The sequence below is a fragment of the Streptomyces sp. NPDC046215 genome, assembly GCF_040646215.1.
In the GTDB taxonomy this organism is placed as follows: Bacteria; Actinomycetota; Actinomycetes; order Streptomycetales; family Streptomycetaceae; genus Streptomyces; species Streptomyces stramineus.
Window position 1 is genome coordinate 135866 of sequence record NZ_JBEYZW010000002.1, and the last position, 22795, is coordinate 158660.

Annotated in this window: 15 protein-coding genes; 5 read left to right on the plus strand and 10 right to left on the minus strand. The window is 74.5% G+C overall.

What is annotated here, in order from left to right; translation table 11 throughout:
* Nucleotides 1-13: 13 nt before the first annotated feature.
* The 5 genes from ABZ951_RS01715 to ABZ951_RS01735 form a co-directional block, all read right to left on the minus strand.
* A complete protein-coding gene (locus ABZ951_RS01715; RefSeq protein ID WP_344092364.1) occupies nucleotides 14-4255 on the minus strand; it encodes a hypothetical protein in 4242 nt (1413 codons plus the stop codon).
* Between the two features lie 3 nt (nucleotides 4256-4258).
* Nucleotides 4259-7855 carry a hypothetical protein gene (locus tag ABZ951_RS01720; protein WP_344092367.1) on the minus strand — a complete coding sequence of 1199 codons (3597 nt, stop codon included), beginning with the start codon at nucleotides 7853-7855 and terminating at the stop codon, nucleotides 4259-4261.
* Nucleotides 7856-8062: 207 nt separating this feature from the next.
* Nucleotides 8063-8386 carry a plasmid stabilization protein gene (locus ABZ951_RS01725; RefSeq protein WP_344092381.1) on the minus strand — a complete coding sequence of 108 codons (324 nt, stop codon included), beginning with the start codon at nucleotides 8384-8386 and terminating at the stop codon, nucleotides 8063-8065.
* Nucleotides 8387-8489: 103 nt separating this feature from the next.
* Nucleotides 8490-9455: a TIGR03557 family F420-dependent LLM class oxidoreductase gene (locus ABZ951_RS01730; protein WP_344092369.1), complete on the minus strand. Its 966-nt coding sequence runs from the start codon at nucleotides 9453-9455 to the stop codon at nucleotides 8490-8492.
* Between the two features lie 155 nt (nucleotides 9456-9610).
* A complete protein-coding gene (locus tag ABZ951_RS01735; protein ID WP_344092371.1) occupies nucleotides 9611-10747 on the minus strand; it encodes a Vms1/Ankzf1 family peptidyl-tRNA hydrolase in 1137 nt (378 codons plus the stop codon).
* A 533-nt stretch (nucleotides 10748-11280) separates the two neighbouring features.
* On the opposite strand from ABZ951_RS01735, the gene ABZ951_RS01740 reads away from it, so the two are divergent.
* The 4 genes from ABZ951_RS01740 (at nucleotide 11281) to ABZ951_RS01755 (ending at nucleotide 15968) form a co-directional block, all read left to right on the plus strand.
* Nucleotides 11281-11454, plus strand: coding sequence for a hypothetical protein (locus ABZ951_RS01740; protein WP_344092374.1), 174 nt, complete (start codon nucleotides 11281-11283; stop codon nucleotides 11452-11454).
* An 89-nt stretch (nucleotides 11455-11543) separates the two neighbouring features.
* Entirely contained in the window at nucleotides 11544-12446 is a 903-nt protein-coding gene (locus ABZ951_RS01745; protein WP_361278488.1) for a hypothetical protein, read from the plus strand.
* A gap of 98 nt (nucleotides 12447-12544) precedes the next feature.
* Nucleotides 12545-14011, plus strand: a complete 1467-nt coding sequence (locus ABZ951_RS01750; RefSeq protein WP_344096219.1) for an ornithine decarboxylase — start codon at nucleotides 12545-12547, stop codon at nucleotides 14009-14011.
* A gap of 352 nt (nucleotides 14012-14363) precedes the next feature.
* Nucleotides 14364-15968 carry a GAF domain-containing protein gene (locus tag ABZ951_RS01755; protein ID WP_344096225.1) on the plus strand — a complete coding sequence of 535 codons (1605 nt, stop codon included), beginning with the start codon at nucleotides 14364-14366 and terminating at the stop codon, nucleotides 15966-15968.
* 8 nt (nucleotides 15969-15976) lie between these two features.
* On the opposite strand, the gene ABZ951_RS01760 is transcribed toward ABZ951_RS01755, so the two are convergent.
* On the minus strand, nucleotides 15977-16690 hold the full coding sequence (locus ABZ951_RS01760; protein WP_344096217.1) for a response regulator transcription factor: 714 nt from the start codon (nucleotides 16688-16690) through the stop codon (nucleotides 15977-15979).
* Nucleotides 16691-16951: 261 nt separating this feature from the next.
* Here ABZ951_RS01760 and ABZ951_RS01765 point away from each other — a divergent pair, with 261 nt between their 5' ends.
* Nucleotides 16952-18166 carry a globin domain-containing protein gene (locus ABZ951_RS01765; protein ID WP_344096223.1) on the plus strand — a complete coding sequence of 405 codons (1215 nt, stop codon included), beginning with the start codon at nucleotides 16952-16954 and terminating at the stop codon, nucleotides 18164-18166.
* 62 nt (nucleotides 18167-18228) lie between these two features.
* On the opposite strand, the gene ABZ951_RS01770 is transcribed toward ABZ951_RS01765, so the two are convergent.
* The 4 genes from ABZ951_RS01770 to ABZ951_RS01785 all read right to left on the minus strand — a co-directional run bounded on the left by ABZ951_RS01770 (nucleotide 18229) and on the right by ABZ951_RS01785 (nucleotide 22756).
* Nucleotides 18229-18858 carry an isochorismatase family protein gene (locus ABZ951_RS01770; RefSeq protein WP_344096215.1) on the minus strand — a complete coding sequence of 210 codons (630 nt, stop codon included), beginning with the start codon at nucleotides 18856-18858 and terminating at the stop codon, nucleotides 18229-18231.
* 77 nt (nucleotides 18859-18935) lie between these two features.
* Entirely contained in the window at nucleotides 18936-19931 is a 996-nt protein-coding gene (locus ABZ951_RS01775) for a helix-turn-helix domain-containing protein (protein ID WP_344096213.1), read from the minus strand.
* Nucleotides 19932-20000: 69 nt separating this feature from the next.
* Nucleotides 20001-20918 (minus strand): amidohydrolase family protein, encoded by a 918-nt coding sequence (locus ABZ951_RS01780; RefSeq protein ID WP_344096210.1) that lies wholly within the window; start codon nucleotides 20916-20918, stop codon nucleotides 20001-20003.
* 86 nt (nucleotides 20919-21004) lie between these two features.
* A complete protein-coding gene (locus tag ABZ951_RS01785) occupies nucleotides 21005-22756 on the minus strand; it encodes a cholesterol oxidase substrate-binding domain-containing protein (protein ID WP_344096207.1) in 1752 nt (583 codons plus the stop codon).
* Between the last annotated feature and the right edge of the window lie 39 nt (nucleotides 22757-22795).

Genomic DNA, 22795 nt, shown 5'->3' on the forward strand with positions numbered 1-22795 from the left:
CCCCCGGAACGGGCTACTCCTGAAGGACGACCCTCCCCAGCACGGTGGTGGTCAGCCGGAAGGTGTCCGCGTGGATCAGGCGGTGGCCCACCGGGTGCGCGACCCCGCCGGCGGTGACCGTTCCGGTGGCCGTCGTCGGGTCCGTGCGGTAGGTCTCGTGCTCCTCGATCACGAGCCGGTACAGCGACAGGACCGGCAGCTGCGGCGGGGGCGGGGTCAGCACGCCCGTCCAGGCGAAACCGGTGCCGCGCTGCACGCAGCCGAGCGTGACGGCGGGCCCGGTGGCGGCCCAGTCCAGGTCGCCGGAGCCTAGCGCGCGCCGCTGGATCGTGGCGGTCACGCGCCGGCTCGCCGCCATGCCGGGCACCCCGGGGCCCACCAGCTCGCCGACCTCGTCGACGGTGACCGGTCCGCTCAGTTCGACGCCGATCCGGCCGTCCTCCGTCATGGCGGCGGTGACCGTGCGGTCGGGCACGAGCTGGGAGAACTCCGCCGTGACCACCTTCGACAGGTGGAGCGGATCCACGGAGTGCGGCTGGTAGCGGGCGAGGGCGAGCCGCACGTAGGGGAAGTAGGCGGTCCCGCCGGCGGTGGGGCCGAGGTCCACGTCGATGTCGCAGCGCCACAGCTTCTGCCGCTTGTCGTAGACGGGTTCGAACGCCACGACCGTCACGGCCTCCGTAGCCCCGGCGACCGGTTCGGCGAGGGCGACATCGGCGGCGGTGAGCACGGCGTTGGGGAAGTGTTCGGCCGTGGGGCGGGGCAGGGCGGTGCCGTCCGCCCATACGGGGTCGATGCCGTACCGGGTGACCAGCTCGTCCGGCAGCCGGGGATCGGTGGCGCCGCCGGGGTCGAGGACGACCGCGAGGAGCTCGTCGTCTCCCGAGGAGAACCAGGGGCGGCCCAGGTGGACGCGGAGGCCGGCGTGCCGGCGGACCTGGGTCACCCGGTGCGCCTGGTGGTCGACGGAGCGCTCCCAGCCGAACGTGGGCACGAGGTGGCGGACCAGCGGCGGTTCGGGCCGCCGTGAGCTGGGGACGGGCCAGCCCTCGCCCGCCGGGCCCGCGCTGCCCGGGCCCCGCCGGGTGATCAGCTCGGGCCGTGCGGTGATCGCCGGGTGGAAGTACTCCCGGAACCGGGTGGTCGCCACGGGGGTGTAGGTGATGTTGCGGTGCCGGGTGTCGCGGAACTCGTGCCGGATGCCGAAGCGCTGGTTGTCCAGGCCGCGCAGGATGGTCACGTCGCCGGCCCGGTCGTGGCCGTCGCTCTGCCGCGGCACGGACTCGGTGACGTCGTCGGTCCACTCGGTCCAGGTGGCCTCGATGTCGATCCGGTCGGTGCTCGCGGAGTGCGTGCGGACCTCGCCGCCGACGTCGGCGAAGGTCTGCTCGGCGGCGCGGCCGAACCGCAGGTTTCCGCACTCGGGGGCCTTCAGGGGCTTTTCGACGGCGTGCACGAGGGTGAGCTCGGTCCACGGGGTGATCAGCCAGTTCTCGCCGTCGGCGGAGGCCGCCGTCAGCTCGTCCTTCTTCGCCTGGGGCAGGCCGGTCGCGGGATCGTTCCACAGCTTCGACGCGGTGAGCAGCTGCCAGGCCCGGAAGAGTTCCAGGTCCGCGACGTCGATCCGGCAGCTCATCCTGACCGTCGCGAAGGTGGACTTGGGCAGGAAGACGGTGAGCTCGCGGTTGAGCGGCCCGCCCCACACCGGTGACCGGTCCCCTTCCACGATCTTCAGCCGGAACGGGCGGGCCTGGGGCCACGGCCCGGGGAAGTCGTAGGTCTCGTTGGGGTTCGCGCCGGGCAGGCCGCGCAGGGACACGCCGCGCACCGGCACGTCGGGCAGGTAGGGCAGCACCAGCTCGCCGTCCTCGTGGACGATGTACTCGCCGGGCCGGAGGCCGTCGCCGCGCGGGACGGGCAGCCGGGTGAGCGGCACGGTGTCGTGGACGTTGTGCTTGGCGACCCGGATCCGCGGCCGGTGGACGAGGTCGGGGTTCTCCGCCCGGCGGACCACCGGGTCGAGGTAGGTGCCCTCCTCCCGGGAGGCCGCCGCGAAGTACCGGGCGCGCACCGCGGCCGGCCGCTCGGGCCCGAAGGCGGCGTCGTAGGCGCCGTGTTGCTCGGCCATCTGCAGGGAGCTCTTGGGGGGCGACACGTGACGTTCGTCGAAGGAGCGGTAGCGCCGGTCGAGGCCGTCGACGGGGCTCTCCCGCTCGTGGTCGGGGACCTGGCCGTTGCGCTGGGCGGCCCACTCGTCGGGGCGCAGCGGCGAGCCGTCGTCCGTGACGGTGGAGCGGATCACCATCCGGGGCTCCGACTCGCCTTCCAGGAAAGCCCACTTGGGGACGGTCACGGGCGGCGGAACGGGCTCCCAGCGCCGGTAGGTGTGAGGGGCCGTCGCTCTCCCCTCCAGGGTGCCGGCCGGGTCCGTGCCGGGGCCGAGGCTGTTGCCCGCGAGGTCGACGAGGCGGGCGCGCAGCCGGTAGGTCCGCCCGTAGCGCAGGGGCGGCAGGGTGCCGGGGGCCGGCCGGAACTTCGTGTCCAGGGGGAAGTCCGCGGAGACCTCCGGGTCGGGCACCTGGGGCCGGTTGTCGGCGCCGATGGTCCGGCCGGGGAGCGGGGCGGCCAGGGACCAGCCGTGCCAGCCGAACAGCGCCTGGTGCACGTAGAGGTGGTCGGCCCGGGTCCGGTCCTGGGTGACGGCGCCGGCCTTGACGTGGCCCTCGTCGGGGCGCACCTGGAGGGGCACCGGTGGCGCGCCGGGCCGCCGGAGGGCGTAGGAGCCGGTGCGGGCGCACAGCGGGCGCCAGGCGGTGACCCGCCCGGTGCGCCCGTCGACCAGGCCAACGTCGACGCGGTAGCCGCGGACCAGGTGGGAGGCTTCGAGCACGGCGGCGGCCAGGGGCGCGCCGTCGGGGTCGACGCCGGCGACGTGCCGCGCGTCGTGCTCCATCTCCCGGGCCAGCAGCGCGTCGCGGCCGTCCAGGAGAACGGTGATGCCGGCGCCGTGGAGCGCCGGCGGAGCGGTGACCTCCGGGGCCGTGCTGCCCTGGTGTTCGGGGTCGGTGGAGCCGGCCGGGGTCTGCTCGACGATGCGCGCGAACTCGACGTACTTCATCGCCGCGCCGTCGAGGTCGAGGTCGGTCAGGAGGATGTCGCCGCTGCCCAGGCCGAGCATCCGCCGCCCGTGGAAGCCGTCGTCGGTCGCGTACGGCTCGCAGCGTGCCCCGGCGGCGTAGCGCAGTTTCGTCCAGGGGCGCAGGCTCTCGTCGAGGTTGAGGTGGCCCTGGTCCGCGGCGAACACCACGCGGGCCTGCCACTGGTCGGCGAGGCCGGGCGGCGGGGTGACGAGGAGGTCGGCGGCCAGCCCGAAGCGGCGCAGCAGTTCCGGGTAGTCGGCGAGGAGGGCGCAGGCGTCGTGGAAGTCGAAGTCCGGGCGCTCCGGTGGGGGCGGTGGGGGTTCCTGGCCGGCGGCGCGGGGGGTCGTCGGCGGGGGCGTCCGGTCGTAGAAGCGGTAGAGCTCGGCGAAGTTGAGCATCCCGGCCCGGCTCAGGTAGTCGGGCCGGGTGCGGTCCATGAAGCGGGGCCGGTAGGGGTCGGGGGGCGCGGCGCCGGGGCCGCTGTCGCCGCGGCCTTCGAGCAGCCCGTCGACGAGGGGGTAGCTGCCGGAGACTGTTCTGGCGAGTTTCCTGATGGGCTCGGTGAGGGGCACCAGGAGGTCGAAGACGTCGGGGTGGTCCCAGGTGGGGACCGGTGCGGCGGCGGGCGGAGTGTCGGATCCGCCGTCCGGCCGCGTGCCCTCCGATCCGCCGCCGGGGAACGCGCGGCTGCGGGCGGTGGTGGTCACGGCGGTCTCGTACAGGGCGTCGACCTGCCGGTGCACCGCCTGGCCGGGGAAGGAGCGCAGGGTGGGCGGGATGCCCTGGGCGAGGAAGGCGGCGGTGACGGACGTGGGGGCGGCCACCTTGGTCTGCGGCGGGAAGAGGGCGCGCCACAGGTCGTTGTCGGGCGGTGGGTAGCGGTCGGGCTGCACGGTGGTGGGGACGGTGGCGGCGGCGCCGCCGGGGCCGCGGAAGGCCACCTGGAGTGCGGGCAGGTACGCGGTCAGCAGGGTGCGGGGCCACTGGAGGAAGCCGGGGAAGGCGCTGAGGGCCGTGCCGCCGGTGAGTCTCGGGGTGACCAGTACGGTCAGCCGGAGCTTGCCGTCGGCGGTCACTCCGTCGGGCAGTACGGTCCACCGGATCGTCTCGGGCATGGTTCAGCTCACTTCCGCGAAGGCGGTGCAGTACTCGTCGACGGGGACGCGCCGGGTGCCGCTCACCGGGTCGGGGTAGGGCGCCATCATCTCGGCGAAGGTGGGGGGCCGGGGGGTGTCCGCGGCCTCGGTGGCGGCCCGGCCCGGCAGGGCGGGGGCGGGGGGCCCGGAGCCGATGAACCGCTTCTCGCACTCGATCGTGACCGACTGCGACCAGAAGCCGATGTGGATGCTGATCGTGATCCGGGCCCGGCCGTAGACCGTGCCACCGGCCGTCTCGAATTCCAGGGCGAGGTAGATCTCGATGGAGGCGGAGACGATGCCGAGGACGTCGACCTCGCCGCGGGCCCTGAAGTAGCCGGTCAGCCGGGCGGTGCCGGTGGCGAGCTCCAGCCGGAAGTAGATACCGGCCATCACGGACAGGCTGCCGCTGGCGACGCCGAGGTTCATCGACAGGGCGGCGCCGAACTCCAGGGCCGCTTCGAGGACCGCCACGCGCTCGGGGGTGATCACGATGCCGAAGAACCCGCCGCCGCCGAGCATCGAGACGGTGAGACGGAAGGGTGCCTGCCGGGTGCAGAAGGAGAACGACGCCTCCAGCGGCTTGCCGACGAACGGCAGGTCGAGGGACGCGGCCAGGCGCAGGTTCTCCAGGCTGAACACGCCGATGGCGAGGTTGGGCAGGGGAAGGGCGTAGGTGGCGACGATGCCCGAGGGGGTGACCCGCAGGCCGGGCGGGTCGCTGAAGCCGTCGATGGGGATGAGCTTGCGCAGGGTGTCGACGAAGGCCAGCGGGCCGATGAACTTGATGCCGCGGAAGACGATCTCGACGTCGAGCTTCTTGCCGGCGCGCGCGGTGAAGCGGACGCGCTGGAACGTCAGCTCCATGGCCTCCATCACGGGGGGCGCGAGGACGAGGGTGAACTCTTCGAGGGTGCAGGTGATATCGGCGCCGGCGGTCAGATCGGGGCGCAGTGATCCTCGCAGGTCGACGGCGAGGGAGAACCGTCCGCGGGCCGGGTCGGGCCGGAAGATCGGGGTGGCGGAGGCCGGTGGCCAGGGCTGGATCTCGGGGTTCCACTCCAGCCGCGCGTTGACGGTCTCGGGGAGTTTCGCCCCCCGCGCGGCGGCCAGGACGGCGTCGCGCAGCGACAGGGCCCGGCCGGCCGCGCTGGTCCAGGTGGCGACCTGTTCCTGGGCGCGGACGAGCAGGGTGCGGACGCCGGGGTCGGCGTCGGGCGGCAGGGTGTCGAGGAGGGTGGTGAGGGCGGTGGCGAAGGCGTCGAAGGCCCGGTCGATCTCCTCGATGGTGCGGGGGCCGGGCGGGTCCTGGGGCCGCCGGGCGAGTTCCTGGGCGAGGAAGGCGGCGATGGTGTCGACCAGCGTCCGGGCGCTGTCGAGCACGCGCTGGGCGGCGGGCGGGTAGCGGCCGGGCTCGCGCTGGAGCAGTTCGCGGACGCGGCGCAGGTCGGAGAGGAAGCCGGTGACGGCGCTGATGGTCTCGGTGAAGAAGTTCGGCACCTTCAGGGGCTCGTTCAGCCCGTCGATCTTTTTGATCATTTCCTCGAGCGGGATGACGCCGAGCAGCTTGGCGCCCAGTGCCTTGAAGAAGTCCGCCGGCCGGAACCCGCCGTCCGCGAACGTCTGGAGGGCGTCGGCACCCGGGCCGCCGGCGATCGGGCCGGTCAGGCGCGAGAGGCCCGCGACCACCATGCTGGGGGCCACCAGCCCGCCGGAGCGGTCGCTTCGGGAGGTGAAGTCCATCGTCAGCGGCTGGAGCACGTTGAGGAAGACCTCGCCCGCGTTGGCCGCGCGGCCCGCGCCCGCCACCTTGCTGAAGCCCGATTCCGCGTACCGCTTGGCGTAACTGACGGGGACGGTCCCGGCGTTGCCGCTGAGCGCTCCGGCCGCGGGCACGGTGGCGGTGGCCCAGCTGAGCTGGGGGATGAAGTGGGCCTCGCCGGGCCCCGCCGGGCCCGGCTGCGCCAGCCCCGGGGGTGCCGCGACGCCCCACACGAGGGTGGCCACGTCCAGGCGGGTGTCGTCGGGCTTGGTGGCGGGGGCGAGTGCCACGGACTGCCCCTGGAGGTCGGCCCGGGTCCGCTCGGGAGGGTCGGCCGGCGCGTCGGTGGCGGTGGGGAGCGGGGAGAGCCTGTTGTACCCCGCTACGACCTGGGCGAGGGCGCTCCCGGTGCTCCGGGTCTCCGGGACGAATTGCAGCGGGGTGCGGAACTCCACGATCCGCCCGTCGTGGTCCACCGCGGTCACCTTGAACCGGAAGGGGTCCTCGGCCCGGGTGGCGGGGAAGAACTCCACCGCTCCGGTCGGGCTGCCGATGAGGTTCGGGGTCACGAGGGTGTCGATGCGGACGCTGGTGAAGGGGAAGAGGACGTTGGTGAGGTCCCCGGAGCCCCCCGGGCCCCCGGGCAGCGGCGTCTTGACGTCGTAGGTGCGCAGCGGCTGCCGGACCAGGACGAAGAACCGCTGGTGCAGGTAGGCGGCGCGGGGGTCGTCGAACTTCCGCTCGGTGACCTTGACGAGCGCGGCCCGGTGCCCGAAGGGGCACAGGAAGCCCTCGTAGATCAAGCGGACGTAGTGGTCGCGGCCCATCGTCGCGCGGTGGCGCCACTCGGAGAGCGGGATCCCGGGGGGCCGGACGGGCCACGCGCCGAGGCTGTCGAGCCAGCCGCCGACGGCCGACAGCATCAGGTTGTCGAGGTCGACCGGCCTGGTGCCGGGGCCCGGTCCGGTGGTGAGGTCGACGATGTGCGCGCGGTCCTGGGAGGACATCGAGACCCGGAATTCCGGGGGCGGCAGCGGGGGGCCGGGGGCCCGTTCGCGGTTCCAGACGGCGCGGGCCGTGGGGGCGTCCGTCCTGGTGTGCCACAGCTCGACCCGCTCTCCGGGCCGGGGGTCGTCGATCGCGGCCCGGTGGGTCCAGCGGGCCTTCTGCGACGGGGACAGCAGCAGCCGGTAGGGCAGTTCGACGCCGGTGAAGGGGTGGTCGGGGTCGGCCAGCGGGTCCTGGGGGCCGGCCGCCGCTCGTGGTGCGGCCTCGCCCCCGGAGGTGTGGGTGATCTCAGCGCCGGCGGCCGCGGCGGCGGCGAGGGTGGCCTCCAGGCCGTATCCGGCGCTCAGTTCCGCGGTGGTGCGCAGCAGCCGGACCAGGGCGGTGGCCCTGGCGGTGGCGTCGCCGCCGGTGGGCGCGGGCTCGGCCAGGCGGACGGTGGCTGTCGGAGCCGCGGGCTCGCGGGCGGCGTCGAGGACGCGCAGCGGGAGCCGCTGCATGGCCTCCAGCAGGCCGGCCTCGCTGTAGGGGATCTCGTCGTCCTCCCCCACCTCGAAGACCAGGACGCTGCGGCCGCTGATCAGGGACCGGAGCGGCAGGTCCCTCGGCTCGCCGGGCGCCGTCTCGTCGACGGCCTGTTCGAGGACGTGCTGCGGTCCGAAGGTGACGACGAGCAGGCCGTCCTGCCGCGGATCGGCCCGGATCAGGCGCCGGGGGCCCGGCCCGCTGTGGAAGGCCAGCCGGAGGAAGCCGAAGGTGAGGTCGAGGAGATCGGTGCCGCGCAGCACCCGGACCGGAGTGGGAGTACTCATGTCGCCCCCCGCGGACGGACGTTCGAGGAGGCGCGGCCGGTGGGCCGCGCCTGTGCCGTCCCGGGTCAGCGGACCGGGCCGGGTGTCTGTCCCCCATGGCTTACCCCGAACAGCCCACACCCAGTTGGGCCGAACGGGTCATAGAATGCGGTCCTCCTCCGCGGTGCCGTGTTCGCCGTGTCCGCCGCATTCTCCGCGAATTCCCGCTCAGCGTCCGAGGGAGCGCTTGAGTTCGGATTTGTTCATGGACGAGCGGCCGTGGATATTGCGGCGCTGGGCCTCGGCGTAGAGCTGGTCGTAGGTGGGCCCTTCGGCGCCGCTGTGGGAACGCTGTCCGCCGCGCTTGGACGAGGACATGTCCTGCGTCGAGGACTTGCTGGCGGTGCGGGATTCACCCGAGCGAGCGCGTTCCTTGTTCACCGTGCGGGCCGCGATCTCCTTGGCCCGTTTCGTGCTCTCGCCGCGGTCCTCCGCGCTTTCCTTGATGTGCTCGTACTGCCGTTCACGCTTGGGGCTCGAACCTCGGGGCATGGTCATCCGTCCTTGTCCGCGCCGGGTCGGCGCTCGTGAAAGGTGTCTTTTGCGGTGCGCGTACCCGCCCTGCGGCCGTGCACGGGCCGCGAGGCGGGTCGTTTCACAGTTCGCGCAGGGCCGGGAGCAGGTCGTCGGCGGCCCATTTGAGATAGGACTCCTGGTGCTGCCCGCCGATCTGCACCAGGGCGACCTCGGTGAACCCTGCGTCCGTATAGGCGCGTACCGCCTCGACGAAGTCCTCCACCGCGGCGCCGCAGGGGATCGCCTGCGCGATCTCGTCCTTGGTGACGGACTCGGTCGCGGATGCGAAGGCCTCGTCGTGGGGCAGCTCGGCGTTGACCTTCCAGCCCAGGCCGGACCAGCGGAACTGGTCGTGGGCCCGGTCGACGGCCGCGCCGTGGTCGGGGTCGTAGCAGATGGGCAGCTGGCCGACGCGGGGCTTGCCCGCGCCGCCGTGCCGGTCGAACGCCTCCAGCAGGTCCGCGCGGGGTTCGGTGGCGATGACCAGGTCGGCCAGCTCCCCGGCGACCTTGCAGGAGAGCTCGCCGGAGACGGCGACGCCGATGGGCGGCGGGGTGGCGGGGACGTCCCAGAGCCGGGCGTGCTCGACGTCGTAGTGCGGGCCGTGGTGGTTGAGGGTGCGCCCCTCGAAGAGGGCCCGGATGATGCCGACGGCCTCCCGGAGCTTGTCGATGCGGACGCGGGCGGAGGGCCAGCCGCCGCCGACAACGTGCTCGTTGAGGTTCTCGCCCGAGCCGAGCCCGAGGCGGAACCGCCCCTCGGCCAGGAGCTGGACGGTGGCGGCCTGCTGGGCGACGACGGCCGGGTGGTACCGGGTGGTCGGGCAGGTCACGTACGTCATGAGCGGGATCCGCGAGGTGGCCTGCGCGGCGGCGCCCAGGACGGCCCAGGCGTTCGGGGCGTGGCCCTGGGACGCCAGCCAGGGGAAGTAGTGGTCGGAGGTGACGGAGAAGTCGAAGCCCGCCTCCTCGGCCATCACCACATGGTCGACGAGGTCCCGGGGGCCGGCCTGCTCGGTCATCATCGTGTAGCCGATTTGCACCATAAAAGGCAGGTTCCCCACTTGCGGAGGAAGAAACCCCGGGGCGACCGCCTCACGTCCCGCCGGAACCGGCAGAACCGCCCGAACCACCGGAACCACCTGGAACGCCGGAACCGCCGGTCCAGGCAGAACCACCAGAACCGGCAGGACCGGGCGGCTCAGGTGTACCGGCAGATGCCGCCCGTCCCCTGGGCGGGGGCGCCGGGGGTGTCGGGGGCCAGCACGCGGACGTCCGCGCCGGTGAGCAGGGCCGCCCGGACGGCGACATCGGCCAGCCGGGCGCGGACGGCGGGGCCGCCGCCGTTCGGGACGAAGTCTTCGCTCCGCTCGAAGACGTCGGTGGGCGCGGGGCCGAACCAGGCCGTGCGGGCATCCCGCGGGTCGTCGGTCACGGCCAGCGTCGCCACCCGGCCGCCGGCCAGGGCGCCGAGGGTGTCGTGGACGCCTTCCACCGCGTGGCCGCCCGGGGCGCGCTCCTCCGCGAGCCTGCGCAGCAGCTCGGCGGTCTCCCGGCGCCCGGCGCCGGCGGCCTCCGCCGCCACCTGGGCCGCCCGTTCCCCGCTCGAACCGTCCTCGCTGCGGCTGCCGCTGACCTGCCCGACCGCCACGCCCTGGCGGACCCGGGGCGACAGGTGCTTCGTCAGGTACTGGCGCGCCCGGACGTCGCCGGCCAGCAGGAGCACCCGGGCGGACACCTCGTCGAGGGCCTTCTCCAGGGCCTCGGCGACGGCGGTGGCGTTGTGCTCCCAGGAGTCCTCGGCCCGGTGCTGGAACCGCATCTGGGGGAGGCCGCGGCTGCGCAGGATCTCGTCGTCCGGGCCGGTGACGGTGCGGCGGACGGGCTCGGTGGCACCCTCCGCGTAGAGCAGGAGGTCGGCGCCGGTGCGGTCCACGACGGCGACGACGTGGGCGGGGTGGTCCTGGCGCCACTCCAGCAGGGGCAGCAGGTGCGGCAGGGGCCCGGCCTCGACAAGGTCGCCGCGGGGCGGCCCGGGCAGGTCGACGACGTGCTTGACCTCGCCGTCCGCCGCGAAGGCCGCGAGGACGCCGGTGCCCGGCAGCGAGTCCAGGACGCGGTTCGTCAGCGCGTCGAGCGCGCGCTGGTCCGCGCCGTCCTTCGCCAGCCGCCCGGCGAGGCCCCGCCAGCGGGAGGCGGCCTCCCCGGCCTGCTGGGGGCGCACTTCGCGGTCGAAGTACACCGACACGAAGGGGCCCCGCGCGTCCAACAGGTCGCGCAGGGTGCCGGGGGCGGTCTCGGTGGCGCCGGCGACAGCACTCTGGGTGGCAAGGGTCATGGGGATCTCCTTCACCGGAACGGGCGCGGTTCCCTCGGGTGACGGCGGCCCCCCGGACCGGCCGCCCCCTTCCAGCTGAGCAGACGCGGCGGCATCGCGCCAACGGTCGGGAGGCCACCCGTGCGGCCCAGCGGTCGTTGCGCGTGCGAACAGCAGGGATAGCGGGAGGCGGGGACGGCGCCGCCAGGGGAATTGAGCGGTCCTGCTCACCAAATGAACGAATTGGCCGATCGACTACCCGGGGCCGACCATTTCAAAGATCGAATGTGGGGATTTTTTGTTTGATCGGGCCACGCTGCCCATTACCATTCGTCACGTTGGCGTATCAGAGTGTTGACCCGGTAGCGTCCTGGGGCACGAGAGAGGCCCCGGCAGGCCCCACCGGGCGGCGGGCCCCTCCCCCACGTCCCGTTCGCTTCGACCCGGAGGGCGCCATGCCTCCTGACCCTGTTCCGCCGCAGTCCTTTTCGGTGCGCCTGCCACAGCGGATCGACGGTAACATTCCGCGGCTCGGGCCCGCTGGAACTTGGGAAGTGCATGACCTGGCGGTCACCGTCCAGGCGGGAGTCTTTCTCGCCCTGCCCGTGCTCGTGCTGATTCTGATCTCCCTGCCGGCCGCGCACCCCGTCGCCCTGGGGGTATTGCTCGCCGCGCTGCCGTCGGTGAGCCGCTCCCGGCTGCGCTACCGGCGCCTGCGCGGCATCTGAACGCACGACCGGCCGAAAGGGTTACCCCCAAGATGATCCCGAACGGCGCGGGCAGGCCCACCTGCCACAACCCGTCATGTTCCCGGCCCGTGGCACCGTCCAGCGGTTCGGGGCGGCCGAGGAAATACTGCAGCGACGCGTGCCGCAGAGCCTTTTACAAAGGAAATGCGGCGGGGCCGTCGCCGGAGGCCGAGCGGCACGACGCTTATGTACGGCAGATCGTCGAGGAACTGGCCCTGCGGGTCGACCGGATCCGGAATCTGGCGCACGCCGACCGCACCGACCTCACCGGTTCCGCCTCCTTGCGGACGCTTTCCCTGGCCCTGCTGCAGAGTTCCGCGGAAATGGCCAAGGACCTCCAGGACCTGGACGCGGCGGTCGTGCAGCAGGCGCGCGACCGGGGCGTCAAGGTCGGCGACATCGCCAAGTCCCGCAACATCAGCGCCGACAAGGTCAGCCGCGACTGGCCGGCGGACAGCATCGACCGCCGTATGCACCAGCGGCAGCAGCGCCCCCGCCCGCCCCGGCCGCGCACCGGTTACGGCGGCGGCAGCCCGCTGAACGACATGTTCCTGCCGGGGCAGCACCTGGCCGGCCCGGGCCCGGACCCCGATGCCGACCGGGAGGGGCACGACCCACCGGACGGACGGCTGCGCGGCCGGCCGCGGCGCCGTCACCGGGCCGCCACCCGTGCCACCCGGCCGCCCCGCCGCGGTCAGTCCGCGATCGGCACCGCCCGCCCGGTGACCCGCACGCGCGGGCCACCAGGGTCCAGATCGGCCGTCAGATCGCCGGGGCTGACGCTCCTGCCGCGCGCGACGGCCGCGGACGCCCTGCGCGAGGGCCGGCCGGCGACCGTGGACGCGCCGCGGATCGCGGACGTCCCGGTGCGGCTCGCGCGGCACCGCGGGCGCGGCGTCTCCCCCGCCGCCCGCGCGGTCGTCACCGAGCCGGCGCGCCACTTCCCGCCGGGGCCCGGCGACGACGGCTGACGCCCGCCCGTGCCACGTGGAGCACAGCGCCGCCCACGGTCGCGTGGGGCGTGCATCCTTCCCGTTTCCCGGGGAGGAGGGCGGGGCAACAGCGCACCATGGATCACTCGAGCGCGCCCGTTCTCGAGGCGCTGGCCGCCTACCACGCCGAAGGACAGACTCCGTTCACCCCACCGGGCCACAAGCAGGGGCGGGGCACCGACCCACGGGTGCTGGCCGCGCTCGGGGACGCCGTCTTCACCCACGACATCCTGGCCACCAGCGGGCTGGACGACCGCACGTCCTCCCACGGCGTCCTGGAGAAGGCCGAGGAGCTGATGGCCGACGCCGTGGGGGCCGAGCACACCTTCTTCTCCACCTGCGGCAGTTCCCTGTCCGTCAAGGCCGCCATGCTGTCGGTGGCGGGCCCCCACGAGAAGCTGCTGATCGGGCGCGACGCCCACAAGTCGGTGGCCGCCGGGCTCATCTTCTCCGGCGTCCGGCCGGTCTGGGTGGACCCGCAGTGGGACCCCGGCCTGCACCTGGCCCACCCGCCGTCGCCCGAGACCTTCGAGGCCGAGTTCGAGCGGCACCCCGACGCCATGGGCGCACTGGTCACCAGCCCCACCCCGTACGGCACGTGCGCCGACCTCACCGCCCTCGCCGAGGTGTGCCACCGCCGGGGCAAGCCCCTCATCGTCGACGAGGCGTGGGGGGCCCACCTGCCGTTCCACCCCGGGCTGCCGAAGTGGGCGATGGACGCCGGAGCGGACGTCTGCGTCACCTCGGTGCACAAGATGGGCTCGGGCCTGGAGCAGGGTTCCGTCTTCCACCTTCAGGGCGACCGCGTCGACGCGCGCAAACTCAAGGCGTGCGCGGACCTCCTGGGTACCACCAGCCCCTCCGTCCTCCTCTACGCCGCCCTCGACGGCTGGCGCCGTCAGATGGCCGAGCACGGCCGGGCCCTGTACGACCGGGCCCTGGCGCTCGCGGAGGACGTGCGCCACCGCATCGAGGCCATCGACGGCATGCACGTCCACGGCCGGGCCGACTTCTGCGCCCCCGGCAGGGCCGTGGACCTGGACCCCCTCCAGATCATCATCGACATCTCCCCGCTCAAGACCACCGGCTACCGCGCCGGCGACTGGCTCCGCGCCACCCACGGGGTGAACCTGCACGTCTGCGACCACCGCCGGATCAGCGCCCAGCTCACGCACGCCGACGACGAGGAGACCACGGGCACCCTGCTGACCGCCCTGCGCGCGCTGGCCGAACACGCCGCCGAACTGCGCCCCGCCGCCGAAGTGGCGGTGCCGGAGCCGGAGCAACTGCGCCTGGAACAGGTGGCGCTGCCCCGGGACGCGTTCTTCGACCGCACCGAGGAGGTGCCGTGGGAGAAGGCCGAGGGGCGGATCTGCGCGGAGTTGCTGACGCCGTACCCGCCGGGCATCCCCGCGGCGCTGCCCGGCGAGCGTCTCACCGCCGGCGTGCTGCGCTACCTGCGCACCGGGGTGGAGGCGGGCATGGTCGTCCCGGACGCCGCGGATCCCCGGGTGCGGACCGTGAAGGTCGTCGCGGAGTCCTGAAGGCCCTGAAGGCGCAGACGGCGTCAGGGCCGCCGGGACGGCCCCCGGACCGCGTCCCGGCAGCCCGCCGTCCACGCCTCGCCCAGTTCCCCGGCGCCCGGCCGGAAGGCCCCCTCGCTCCCCGCGTGTTCACCGCACTCCGCCTCCGCCGTGTCCCGGCTCCGCACCGGGGCCACGGCGTCCCACCGGGCGCACGGACTCGATGCAAGCTACACATGATCACTGTCGTACGCTGCTGTCCAAGCACTTTTCCCGGGGAGCGGACATGTCCACCACCGCAGATCACACATCAGGGGGGCACCGCCCGCACCTCCGCGAACCGGACCGCATCCGCGGGCTCCTCGACGCCGTGATGAGCGTCGGGCACGGGCTCGAACTCCCGCAGGTGCTGCGGGGCATCGTCCAGGCGGCGGTCACCCTCACCGACGCCGAGTACGGGGCGCTCGGCGTGGTCGGCGACGAGCGGAAGCTGTCGGAGTTCCTGCCCGTCGGCATGTCCGACGAGCTCGCGGCGCGCATCGGCCGCACCCCGTGCGGCCGGGGCATCCTCGGTGAGCTCATCCACAACCCCGCCCCGCTCCGGCTCACCGACCTCTCCCGGCACCCGCGCAGTTACGGCTTCCCCGAGCACCACCCGCCGATGCGCACGTTCCTGGGCGTGCCCGTGCGGGTCCGTGACGAGGTGTTCGGCAACCTCTACCTCACCGAGAAGCGGGGCGGGGCCTTCGACGAGGACGACGAAGCCCTGCTGACGACCCTGTCCATAGCCGCCGGCGTGGCCATCGACAACGCCCGCATGTACCACGAGAGCCGGCGCCGCGAGCTCTGGCTGGAGGCGCTCGGCGAGATCACCCGCAGCCTGCTGTCCGGGACCGGGGCCGACCAGGTGCTGCATCTGATCGCCGAGCGGGCCATGGAGGTAGCGAACGCCGACCTCGCCGCCGTGCTGCTCCCGGCCGCCCCGCCGGGCGCGGGGCTCACCGTGGAGGTGGCCCACGGTGACGGCGCGGACCGCGCCCTCGGTCTGCCCGTCCCCGCCGAGGGCTCGCTGGCCGGCCTGGCGGCGCGCACCGGGCGGCCCGTGGCCAGTGCCGACGTCCGGTCGGACCCCCGGGCGCACCCGCTCGGCGACCCGGCGCAGGAGGCGCACGGCCCCACCGTCGCGGTGCCGTTGCCCGTCGAGGCCGGGGGGTCCGGGGCGCTGCGGCTGAGCCGGCGGGCGGGCCGCCCGCCGTTCGACGACACCGAGGTGGCCCTCATCTCGGGCTTCGCCGACCAGGCCGCCATCGCCCTCGAACTCGCCCGGCGCCGCGCCGAGTCGGAGGAGCTGGCGGTGCTCCACGACCGCGACCGGATCGCCCGCGACCTCCACGACCTGGCGATCCAGCGGCTCTTCGCCACCGGTATGACCCTGCAGAGCGCGACGCGGCTCATCGAGCGGCCCGAGGCCGCCGAGCGCGTCGGCCGGGCCGTGAACGACCTGGACGCCACCATCCAGATCATCCGGTCGACCATCTTCGGGCTGCGCACCACGGGCGGCGGCCGGGGCGGCCCTAGCCTGCGCCGGGATATGGCGGAGACCGCGCAGGCCGCCGCCCGGACCCTCGGCTTCCCGCCGTCGCTGCGCATCGAGGGCCCGGTGGACACCGACGTGCCGGCCGAACTGGCCGAGCAGGTGCTGGCGGTGGCGGCCGAGGCGCTGAGCAACGCCGCCCGGCACGCCCGCGCCCGCCGGGTGGACATCGTGCTCGCCGTGACCGACCGGGTCACGCTGACCGTCACGGACGACGGCGTGGGGGTGGGCGGGGAACACGCCGGGCGTCCGGCCGCCGGCCACACCGGCGGCCTGGCCAACATGCGGGACCGGGCCGCACTGCACGGCGGCACCCTGACGGTCGGGGTGCCCGCTCCGGCGGGCGGCACCCGCATCGTCTGGTCGGTGCCGCTCCCCGGCTGACGGGCCGGCTACAGGCCCTCGCGCCGCTCCTGCTGCCCGCGGACCCGGCCGGCGATCACGGCGGCCTGGACGCGGCGGCCCACGCCCAGCTTGGCCAGCAGGGTGGAGATCCGGTTCTTGACGGTCTTCTCCGCGAGGAAGAGCCGGTCGGCGATCTGCCGGTTGGTGAGGCCCTCGCCGATCAGCTCCAGGATCTGCCGTTCCCGGGGGGAGAGCCGGTCCAGCTCCGATGCCTGCGGGGTCTCGGGCTCCCGGGGGCCGCGCAGCCGTGACATGACGCGGGAGGCCGTGCGCGGGTCGAGCATGGACTGGCCCGTCGCCACCGTGCGGACCGCCGTGACCAGGTCCGATCCGTTGATCTGCTTGAGGACGTAGCCGGCCGCGCCCGCCATGATGGCGTCGAAGAGGGCCTCGTCGTCGTCGAAGGACGTCAGCATCAGGCAGGCCAGCTCCGGTGTCCGGGCCCGCAGTTCCCGGCAGACCTCGATGCCCTCGTGGTCCCCGCTCCCCTCGCCCTGCCCGCCGAGCCGCACGTCGAGGATCGCCACGTCCGGGCGGGCGGCGGGCACCCGGGTGAGCGCCTCGCGGCTGTCGGCCGCCTCCCCCACGACCTCGATGTCGGGTTCGGCTTCGAGGAGGTCGCGCACGCCGCGCCGCACCACCTCGTGATCGTCGAGGATGAAGACGCGCAAGGGCCGGCCGGAGGCGGTGTTGTTGTCCATACGGTGCAGTATGTCCCGGTCCCGCGGGGCCGGGAGACCGGGGGCCGCCTCCGGCAACGGGGTCAGCTCACACCGCCGTACCGCGCGGCCGGCAGGGCCGAACGGCCCTGGGGATAGGGCCGTTCGGGCCCGGCCGGACGGTGCGACACTGACGCGTCCCGCCCGCCGGACGGACGGAAGTGCTGTGCCCAAGTGAGGAGACACCCACCCGTGACCACCGTCGACGCCACGTACCACGCCCTGCTCGCCCGGCACGACGCGATGCGGCTGCGCCGGCGGCTCCTCTCCCCGGCGCAGGGCCCGGCCGACGCGGCCGGCGCGCGCCCGGCGGCGGACTCCTACGACGGCGTCGCCGACCAGCGGCTGATCGTGCAAACCCTCGAACTGGTCGCGCCGCTGGACGAGTTGATCGCCCACCTCTATGACGCGATGTTCACGCAGTGGCCGTTCCTGCGGTCGCTGTTCCCCGAGTCGATGGAATTCCAGCGCAAGCACCTGGAGCAGGCGTTCCGGTACCTGATCGAGAACCTGCACCGGCCGGAGGAGGTGACGGCCACCTTCACCCGGCTCGGCCGCGACCACCGCAAGCTGGGGGTGCGGCCGGCGCACTTCCGGACCTTCGAGGTGGCCCTGTGCAAGGCGCTGCGCCGCTCGGCGGGCCCGCGGTGGCACGATGCCATGGAACGGGCCTGGCTGCGCATGGTGCGCTTCGCGGTGGCCGCCATGGTCGAGGGCGCGGAGGCCGCGCTGGGGGAACCGCCGGCCTGGCAGGCCACGGTGACGTCCCATGAGATCCGGCGGCCGGGCCTTGCGGTGCTGCGGGCGCGTCCCCACGAGCCCTACCCGTACCGGGCGGGGCAGTTCGCGTCGGTGGCGTCCCCGCTGCTGCCGCAGGCGTGGCGGCAGTACTCCCTCGCCTGCGCCCCGCGGCCGGACGGCGAGCTGGAGTTCCATGTGCGGCTGGCGGGCCGGGGCGGAGTGAGCGAGGCCCTGGTGAGCCGCACCCGCGCCGGTGACACGCTGCGCGTGGGCCCCGCGGACGGGCCGATGACGCTCGACGACGAGCTGACGCGTGACGTGCTGCTGGTGGCGGCCGACACGGGCTGGGCCGCGGCCAAGGCGCTGCTGGAGGAGCTGGCCGCCCACCACAAGGACCGGCGCGCGGTGCACCTGTTCCTCGGGGCCCGTGACGCCTCGGGGCTGTACGGCACCGAGTCGCCGGCCGAGATGGAGCGCCGGCGGCCGTGGCTGCGGGTGACCCCGGTGATCGGCGAGGGCCCGGGGGCGGACCGCTACGGGCCGCTGGCCGACGCCGTGGCGCGTCACGGCGACTGGTCCGGGCACATCGCGTTCGTCAGCGGGCCGCCGGCGATGGTCGGGGCGACCGTGGCCCGGCTCGCGGGTGCGCACCTGCCGGTGTCGCGCATCCGGCACGATCCGCTGCCCGACGGCCCCTTGCCGGCCGTCGCCCCCTGACCCCGGGCCCGCCGCCGGAGCTCCCCCTCACCCGACGGCGGCGGGCCCGGTTGCTCCCGGCGTCACTGTGCCGGGATCGCGTCCACGGTGGGGGCGACGACGCCGAACAGGTCGGTCACGGTGGTCAGGGCGGCCGTCTTCAGGGTGGAGGCGGGCAGGACGGTGCCGTCGGGCGCGGTGAGGGAGCGGGTGGCGGTGGCCTCGGCGACGACGGTGGGCCGGTAGCCGTGGTGGAAGGCTCCCTGGGCGGTGAAGGTGACGCACATGTGGGCCATGAGGCCGGCCAGTATGAGGTCGCCGCCGGTGCCGACGCCCAGGTCGTCGAGCGTCTTGCGCAGGTCGGTGCGGTGGAAGGCGTCCGGGTAGTTCTTGACGACGACCGGTTCGCCCGCGGCCGGGGCGACCTCGTCGCTGATGGCGCCGATCCGGGCGCGGATGTCGTACGGGGTGCCGTCCCCGCCGTCGTGGACGATGTGGACGACGGGCCGGCCGGCGGCCCGGGCGCGGGCCAGGAGGCGGGCCCCGGCGGCCACGGCGGCGTCGGCGCCTTCGAGGGCCATGACGCCGGTGCGGTAGGTGTTCTGGAAGTCGATGAGGATCAGGGCGGACTCGCTCAGCCGGGGCAGCCGGTCGTCCAGTCCGGTCACGCCGCGCAGGGTCGTGGAGGGGCGCGGGGAGGGCGTCGTGTTCATCGGGGGCCTTTCGGAGGGTGTGCGGGCACGGCCGGGCGGCCGGCCCGGTGCGGTCGGTGAAAAGGTGAGGGATCGGGTCAGGTGGTCGTGGCGCGGCGGAAGCGGCGGCGGTAGGCGGCCGGGGTGGTGGCGAGCCGGCGCCGGAAGGAGCGGTGCAGGGTCTCGGCCGAGCCGAACCCGGCGGCCGTGGCGACGTCGCCCAAGGGGCTGTCGGTGCTCTCCAGCAGCCGGCGGGCGGCCTCCACGCGGGCGGCCTCGACGTAGGCGGCCGGGCCGGTCCCGGTCTCCTGGGTGAAGATCCGGGCGAAGTGCCGTTCGCTCAGGCACATCCGGGCCGCCAGTGCGGCCGCCGACAGGTCCTCGCCGAGGTGGTCGGCGATCCACGCGCACAGCTCGTCGATGTCCCGCCGGGAGGTGGCGGGGCGGCTGAGGGGCACGGAGAACTGGCTCTGGCCGCCCTGGCGCTTGAGGTACATCACCAGCCGGCGGGCCACCGCGAGGGCGGTCTCCTCACCGAGGTCCTCGGCCACGAGGGCCAGGGCGAGGTCCAGGCAGGCGCTGATGCCGGCCCCGGTCCACAGTCTGCCCCGGTCCGTCCGCACGAAGATCGGGTCCGGGTCGACGGTGACGGCCGGGTGGGCGGCGGCGAGCTGGGCGGCGGTCGACCAGTGGGTGGTCGCCGTCTTCCCGTCCAGCAGCCCGGCGGCCGCCAGCACGTGGGCCCCCACGCACACCGACGCGACCCGCCGGGCGTGCGGCGCGGTCGCCGCGACCCAGGCCACGACTTCCGGGTCGATCCGGGCGACGGGGCCCAGCTCGCCCGCGTCGACCGCGCCGGGCACCAGGAGGGTGTCCACCGCGGCGCCGACGTCGTCGAATTCCAGGTCCGTGACCAGGCGCACCCCGGCGGAGGTGCGGACCTCGCCGCGGCGGGGGCTCGCGAGCCGGACGTCGTACCGGGCCCGGCCGGGGCTCTCGCCGTTGGCCAGGGCGAACACCTCGGCCGGGCCGGCGACGTCGAGGAGGTCGACGTCGGGGAAGACCGCGATGACGACACGGTGCGGAAGGGGCATGTCCTCATCCTCACCGGGGGCACCGGCGTCCGCAATGACGATTCCCTGTCACATCCGGACACGGGCCGGTCAGGGGCTCACACCGAACAGCCGGGCGGCGTTGTCGTGGCAGACCGCGCGCAGCCAGGCGTCGCCGAGCCCCAGCCGCGCCAGGGACTCCAGGGCGTGGAGGTAGGGGTAGGGCAGGTTGGGGAAGTCGCTGCCGAAGAGGACGCGGTCCTGGAGGTCGGCCAGCAGGGGCAGCGCCCCGGCCGGGAAGGGGGCGGCCTGCTCGGAGAAGTCGGTGAAGGCCATCGTGGTGTCCAGGCGGACCTGCGGGTAGCGGGCGGCCAGGGCCAGGAACTCGGTGTACTCGGGCATGCCCAGGTGGGCGACGACCAGGCGCAGCCGGGGGTGGCGGCGCAGGACTTCGCCGATGGGTCCGGGCCCGGTGTACGGGCCGGGTGCGGGGCCGGAGCCGCAGTGCGTGACGACGGGGACGCCGGCGTCGGCCAGCAGGCCCCAGACCCCGTCCAGCAGGGGGTCGCGGGGGTCGTAGGCCCCGACCTGGAGGTGGGCCTTGAAGACGCGGGCGCCCGCTTCGACGGCCCGCTCGGCGCAGGGGAGCGCGTCCGGCTCGGGGAAGAAGGTGGCGGTGTGCAGGCAGTCGGGGGTGCGGCGGGCGAAGTCGGCGGCCCAGCCGTTGAGCCAGGCGGCCATGCCGGGCTTGTGGGGGTAGAGCATGGCGGTGAAGGCGCGTACCCCGAAGGCCCGGAGCAGGGCTGTTCGTTCGTCCTCGGCGGCCCGGTACGCGATCGGCCAGGGGCGGCCGGTCAGCGGGCCCGCGGCGTCGAAGTACGCCCACACCTTGTCGAGGACCCGCGCGGGCATGAAGTGGGTGTGCACGTCGATCAGGCCGGGCAGGCCGAGGGCCCGCCAGAACTCCCGGACGCGCCCGGCCTCGTCCGCGGGGGCCGGCGGGACGGGGGACATCGGCTGAGCTGTCATGCCGTCATCCTGCCACCGTCCGCCCCGCCGGCCCCGGGCGCCTTCTCGGGCCCTACCGGCTGGAGTTGAGGGGCGAAGGGCTGCCGTCAGGTGGTGAGCAGGTGGTCCAGCAGGGGGCTGCTGAAGACGCGCGCCGGGTCGTGGCGGTCGAGGACGGCGACGGCGTCCTCCCAGCGGGAGCCGGCGCCCCGGCCGGCGCGGAACGCGTCGGGCCAGCCCTTCTCGATCAGGGGCCGGTCCGTCCAGGGGCCGTCCTGGCCGAAGGCCCAGCCCTTGGACCACTCCGGGCGCAGCTGCGACCAGCCGCTGTAGTGGGAGAGCGCCCACTGTTCCAGGCCCCGGTGGAACTCCGTCGACCCCACCGTGCCGGGGAAGGTCGTGGAGTTGAACCAGACGGCGGTGTCCCAGTCGGGCCGGTCCTCGCGGAACCGGGCCGGGGAGAGGATCGGCGGGGCGCCCGCGGCGCCGCGCCCCCCGCCGTCGGTGCCGGTGATACGGATGTCCACCAGCCCGTTGACGGGGAACACCCCCCGTTCGGCATAGGCCGCGAGGTCCTTGGTGAAGCGCTGCCAGAAGTCGTGGACCACGCGCTGCACATCGGCCCGGGCGCACAGGACGGTCCAGCCGGCGAAGAAGTAGCGGAGCGTCGTCGGCCGCATGTACAGCACGGTGTTCTTCGACCAGCCCCACAGGTCCCAGCTGTTCGTCAGCGTGAGCCCCGCCGTGGCCGCCCCCGCGAGGGCGGCCATGAAGGCGGGCGTGGCGGCCGCAAGCCCTCTTTGCAGGTCGCGGAAAAGGTTCGAGGCACCCTCGGGGACCCGGTCGGTGAACGGGTAGGGGTAGGGCCGGTCGATGCGGCGGGAGCCGGGCGGCTGCTGGGGTTCGACGCTCCACTGCTTCAGCCAGGGCTGTTCGGTGTAGGGGAACCAGATCACCTCGACGCGGCCGGTGTCCGCCAGGTGGCGCGCGAGGGTGCGGCCGGTGCTGCCCGGCGCGCCGAACAGCTCCGACGCCGGGATGTCCGTCCTGCTGCGGCAGCGCAGCCGGACGTTGGCCGGGGTGCGCAGGGTGACCTCGGTGACGAAGGTCCGGCCCAGCGGGAGCAGGAACGCCGGGGTATCCGCCTCGCCGCGGTGGAAGGTCCTCAGCGTGTGGCGCCCGGCGCGGGCGTCCCAGACCACGGCGGTGAGGGACTCCACGAGGTCGCTCATGGTGCCGAAGCCCGTCCCGGCGGGCGCGGGCCGGCCGGCGTCGGGGACGCCGGTGCCGTGGGCGCCGATCGCGAGACCGCCGGCGACGGTGAGGTCGCCGATGGCGGGCGTGCCGACCAGTCCGTACCCGGCGTGTTCCAGGGCCGTGTGGATCGCGTCCATCGTCGCGCCCGCCTGTGCCGTGACCGTCGCGGGGGCACCGCCGGAGAGGCTGATGGCCGTCAGGCCCTCGGTGGTGTCGACGAGGACCAGGCGCGGGGACCGCCCCGGCGGTGCCATGAAGGGGGTCCAGGTGTGCCCCATCCCCTTGGCCCGCAGCCGCCAGCCCTGGGCGCGGGCCCAGTCGGCCAGGGTGACGACGTCGGCGGGGCCGGCCGGGAGGGCCGTCCACACCGCGTCCAGGACGATCTCACCGGACCAGTTGCGGAACGCCTGCCGCACCAGGCGGATCCCGGGCGGGAACCCGGGGGGTGCCGGTGCGCCGACGGCGTGCGCGTCGAGGCGGAAGGCGGGGGTCCAGGTCATGGCCGCGGCCCCCGCGGCGGCGATCAGGCGGCGCCGCGTGGGGCGGGGGCCGGGGCTCGGGTGACGGGGCGAAGTGGTGGAGGCAGGCTGGTCGTCGGTCACGGCAACGTCCTTCCTTGCGCCGCGCGGCGCGGTCTCGGT

Excerpts from the sequence above, each read along its gene's own strand:
- ABZ951_RS01715 (WP_344092364.1), bottom strand. The coding sequence starts at position 4,255 with ATGCCCGAGACGATCCGGTGGACCGTACTGCCCGACGGAGTGACCGCC.
- ABZ951_RS01720 (WP_344092367.1), bottom strand. The coding sequence starts at position 7,855 with ATGAGTACTCCCACTCCGGTCCGGGTGCTGCGCGGCACCGATCTCCTC.
- ABZ951_RS01725 (WP_344092381.1), bottom strand. The coding sequence starts at position 8,386 with ATGCCCCGAGGTTCGAGCCCCAAGCGTGAACGGCAGTACGAGCACATC.
- ABZ951_RS01730 (WP_344092369.1), bottom strand. The coding sequence starts at position 9,455 with ATGGTGCAAATCGGCTACACGATGATGACCGAGCAGGCCGGCCCCCGG.
- ABZ951_RS01735 (WP_344092371.1), bottom strand. The coding sequence starts at position 10,747 with ATGACCCTTGCCACCCAGAGTGCTGTCGCCGGCGCCACCGAGACCGCC.
- ABZ951_RS01750 (WP_344096219.1), top strand. The coding sequence starts at position 12,545 with ATGGATCACTCGAGCGCGCCCGTTCTCGAGGCGCTGGCCGCCTACCAC.
- ABZ951_RS01755 (WP_344096225.1), top strand. The coding sequence starts at position 14,364 with ATGAGCGTCGGGCACGGGCTCGAACTCCCGCAGGTGCTGCGGGGCATC.
- ABZ951_RS01760 (WP_344096217.1), bottom strand. The coding sequence starts at position 16,690 with ATGGACAACAACACCGCCTCCGGCCGGCCCTTGCGCGTCTTCATCCTC.
- ABZ951_RS01765 (WP_344096223.1), top strand. The coding sequence starts at position 16,952 with ATGCGGCTGCGCCGGCGGCTCCTCTCCCCGGCGCAGGGCCCGGCCGAC.
- ABZ951_RS01770 (WP_344096215.1), bottom strand. The coding sequence starts at position 18,858 with ATGAACACGACGCCCTCCCCGCGCCCCTCCACGACCCTGCGCGGCGTG.
- ABZ951_RS01775 (WP_344096213.1), bottom strand. The coding sequence starts at position 19,931 with ATGCCCCTTCCGCACCGTGTCGTCATCGCGGTCTTCCCCGACGTCGAC.
- ABZ951_RS01780 (WP_344096210.1), bottom strand. The coding sequence starts at position 20,918 with ATGACAGCTCAGCCGATGTCCCCCGTCCCGCCGGCCCCCGCGGACGAG.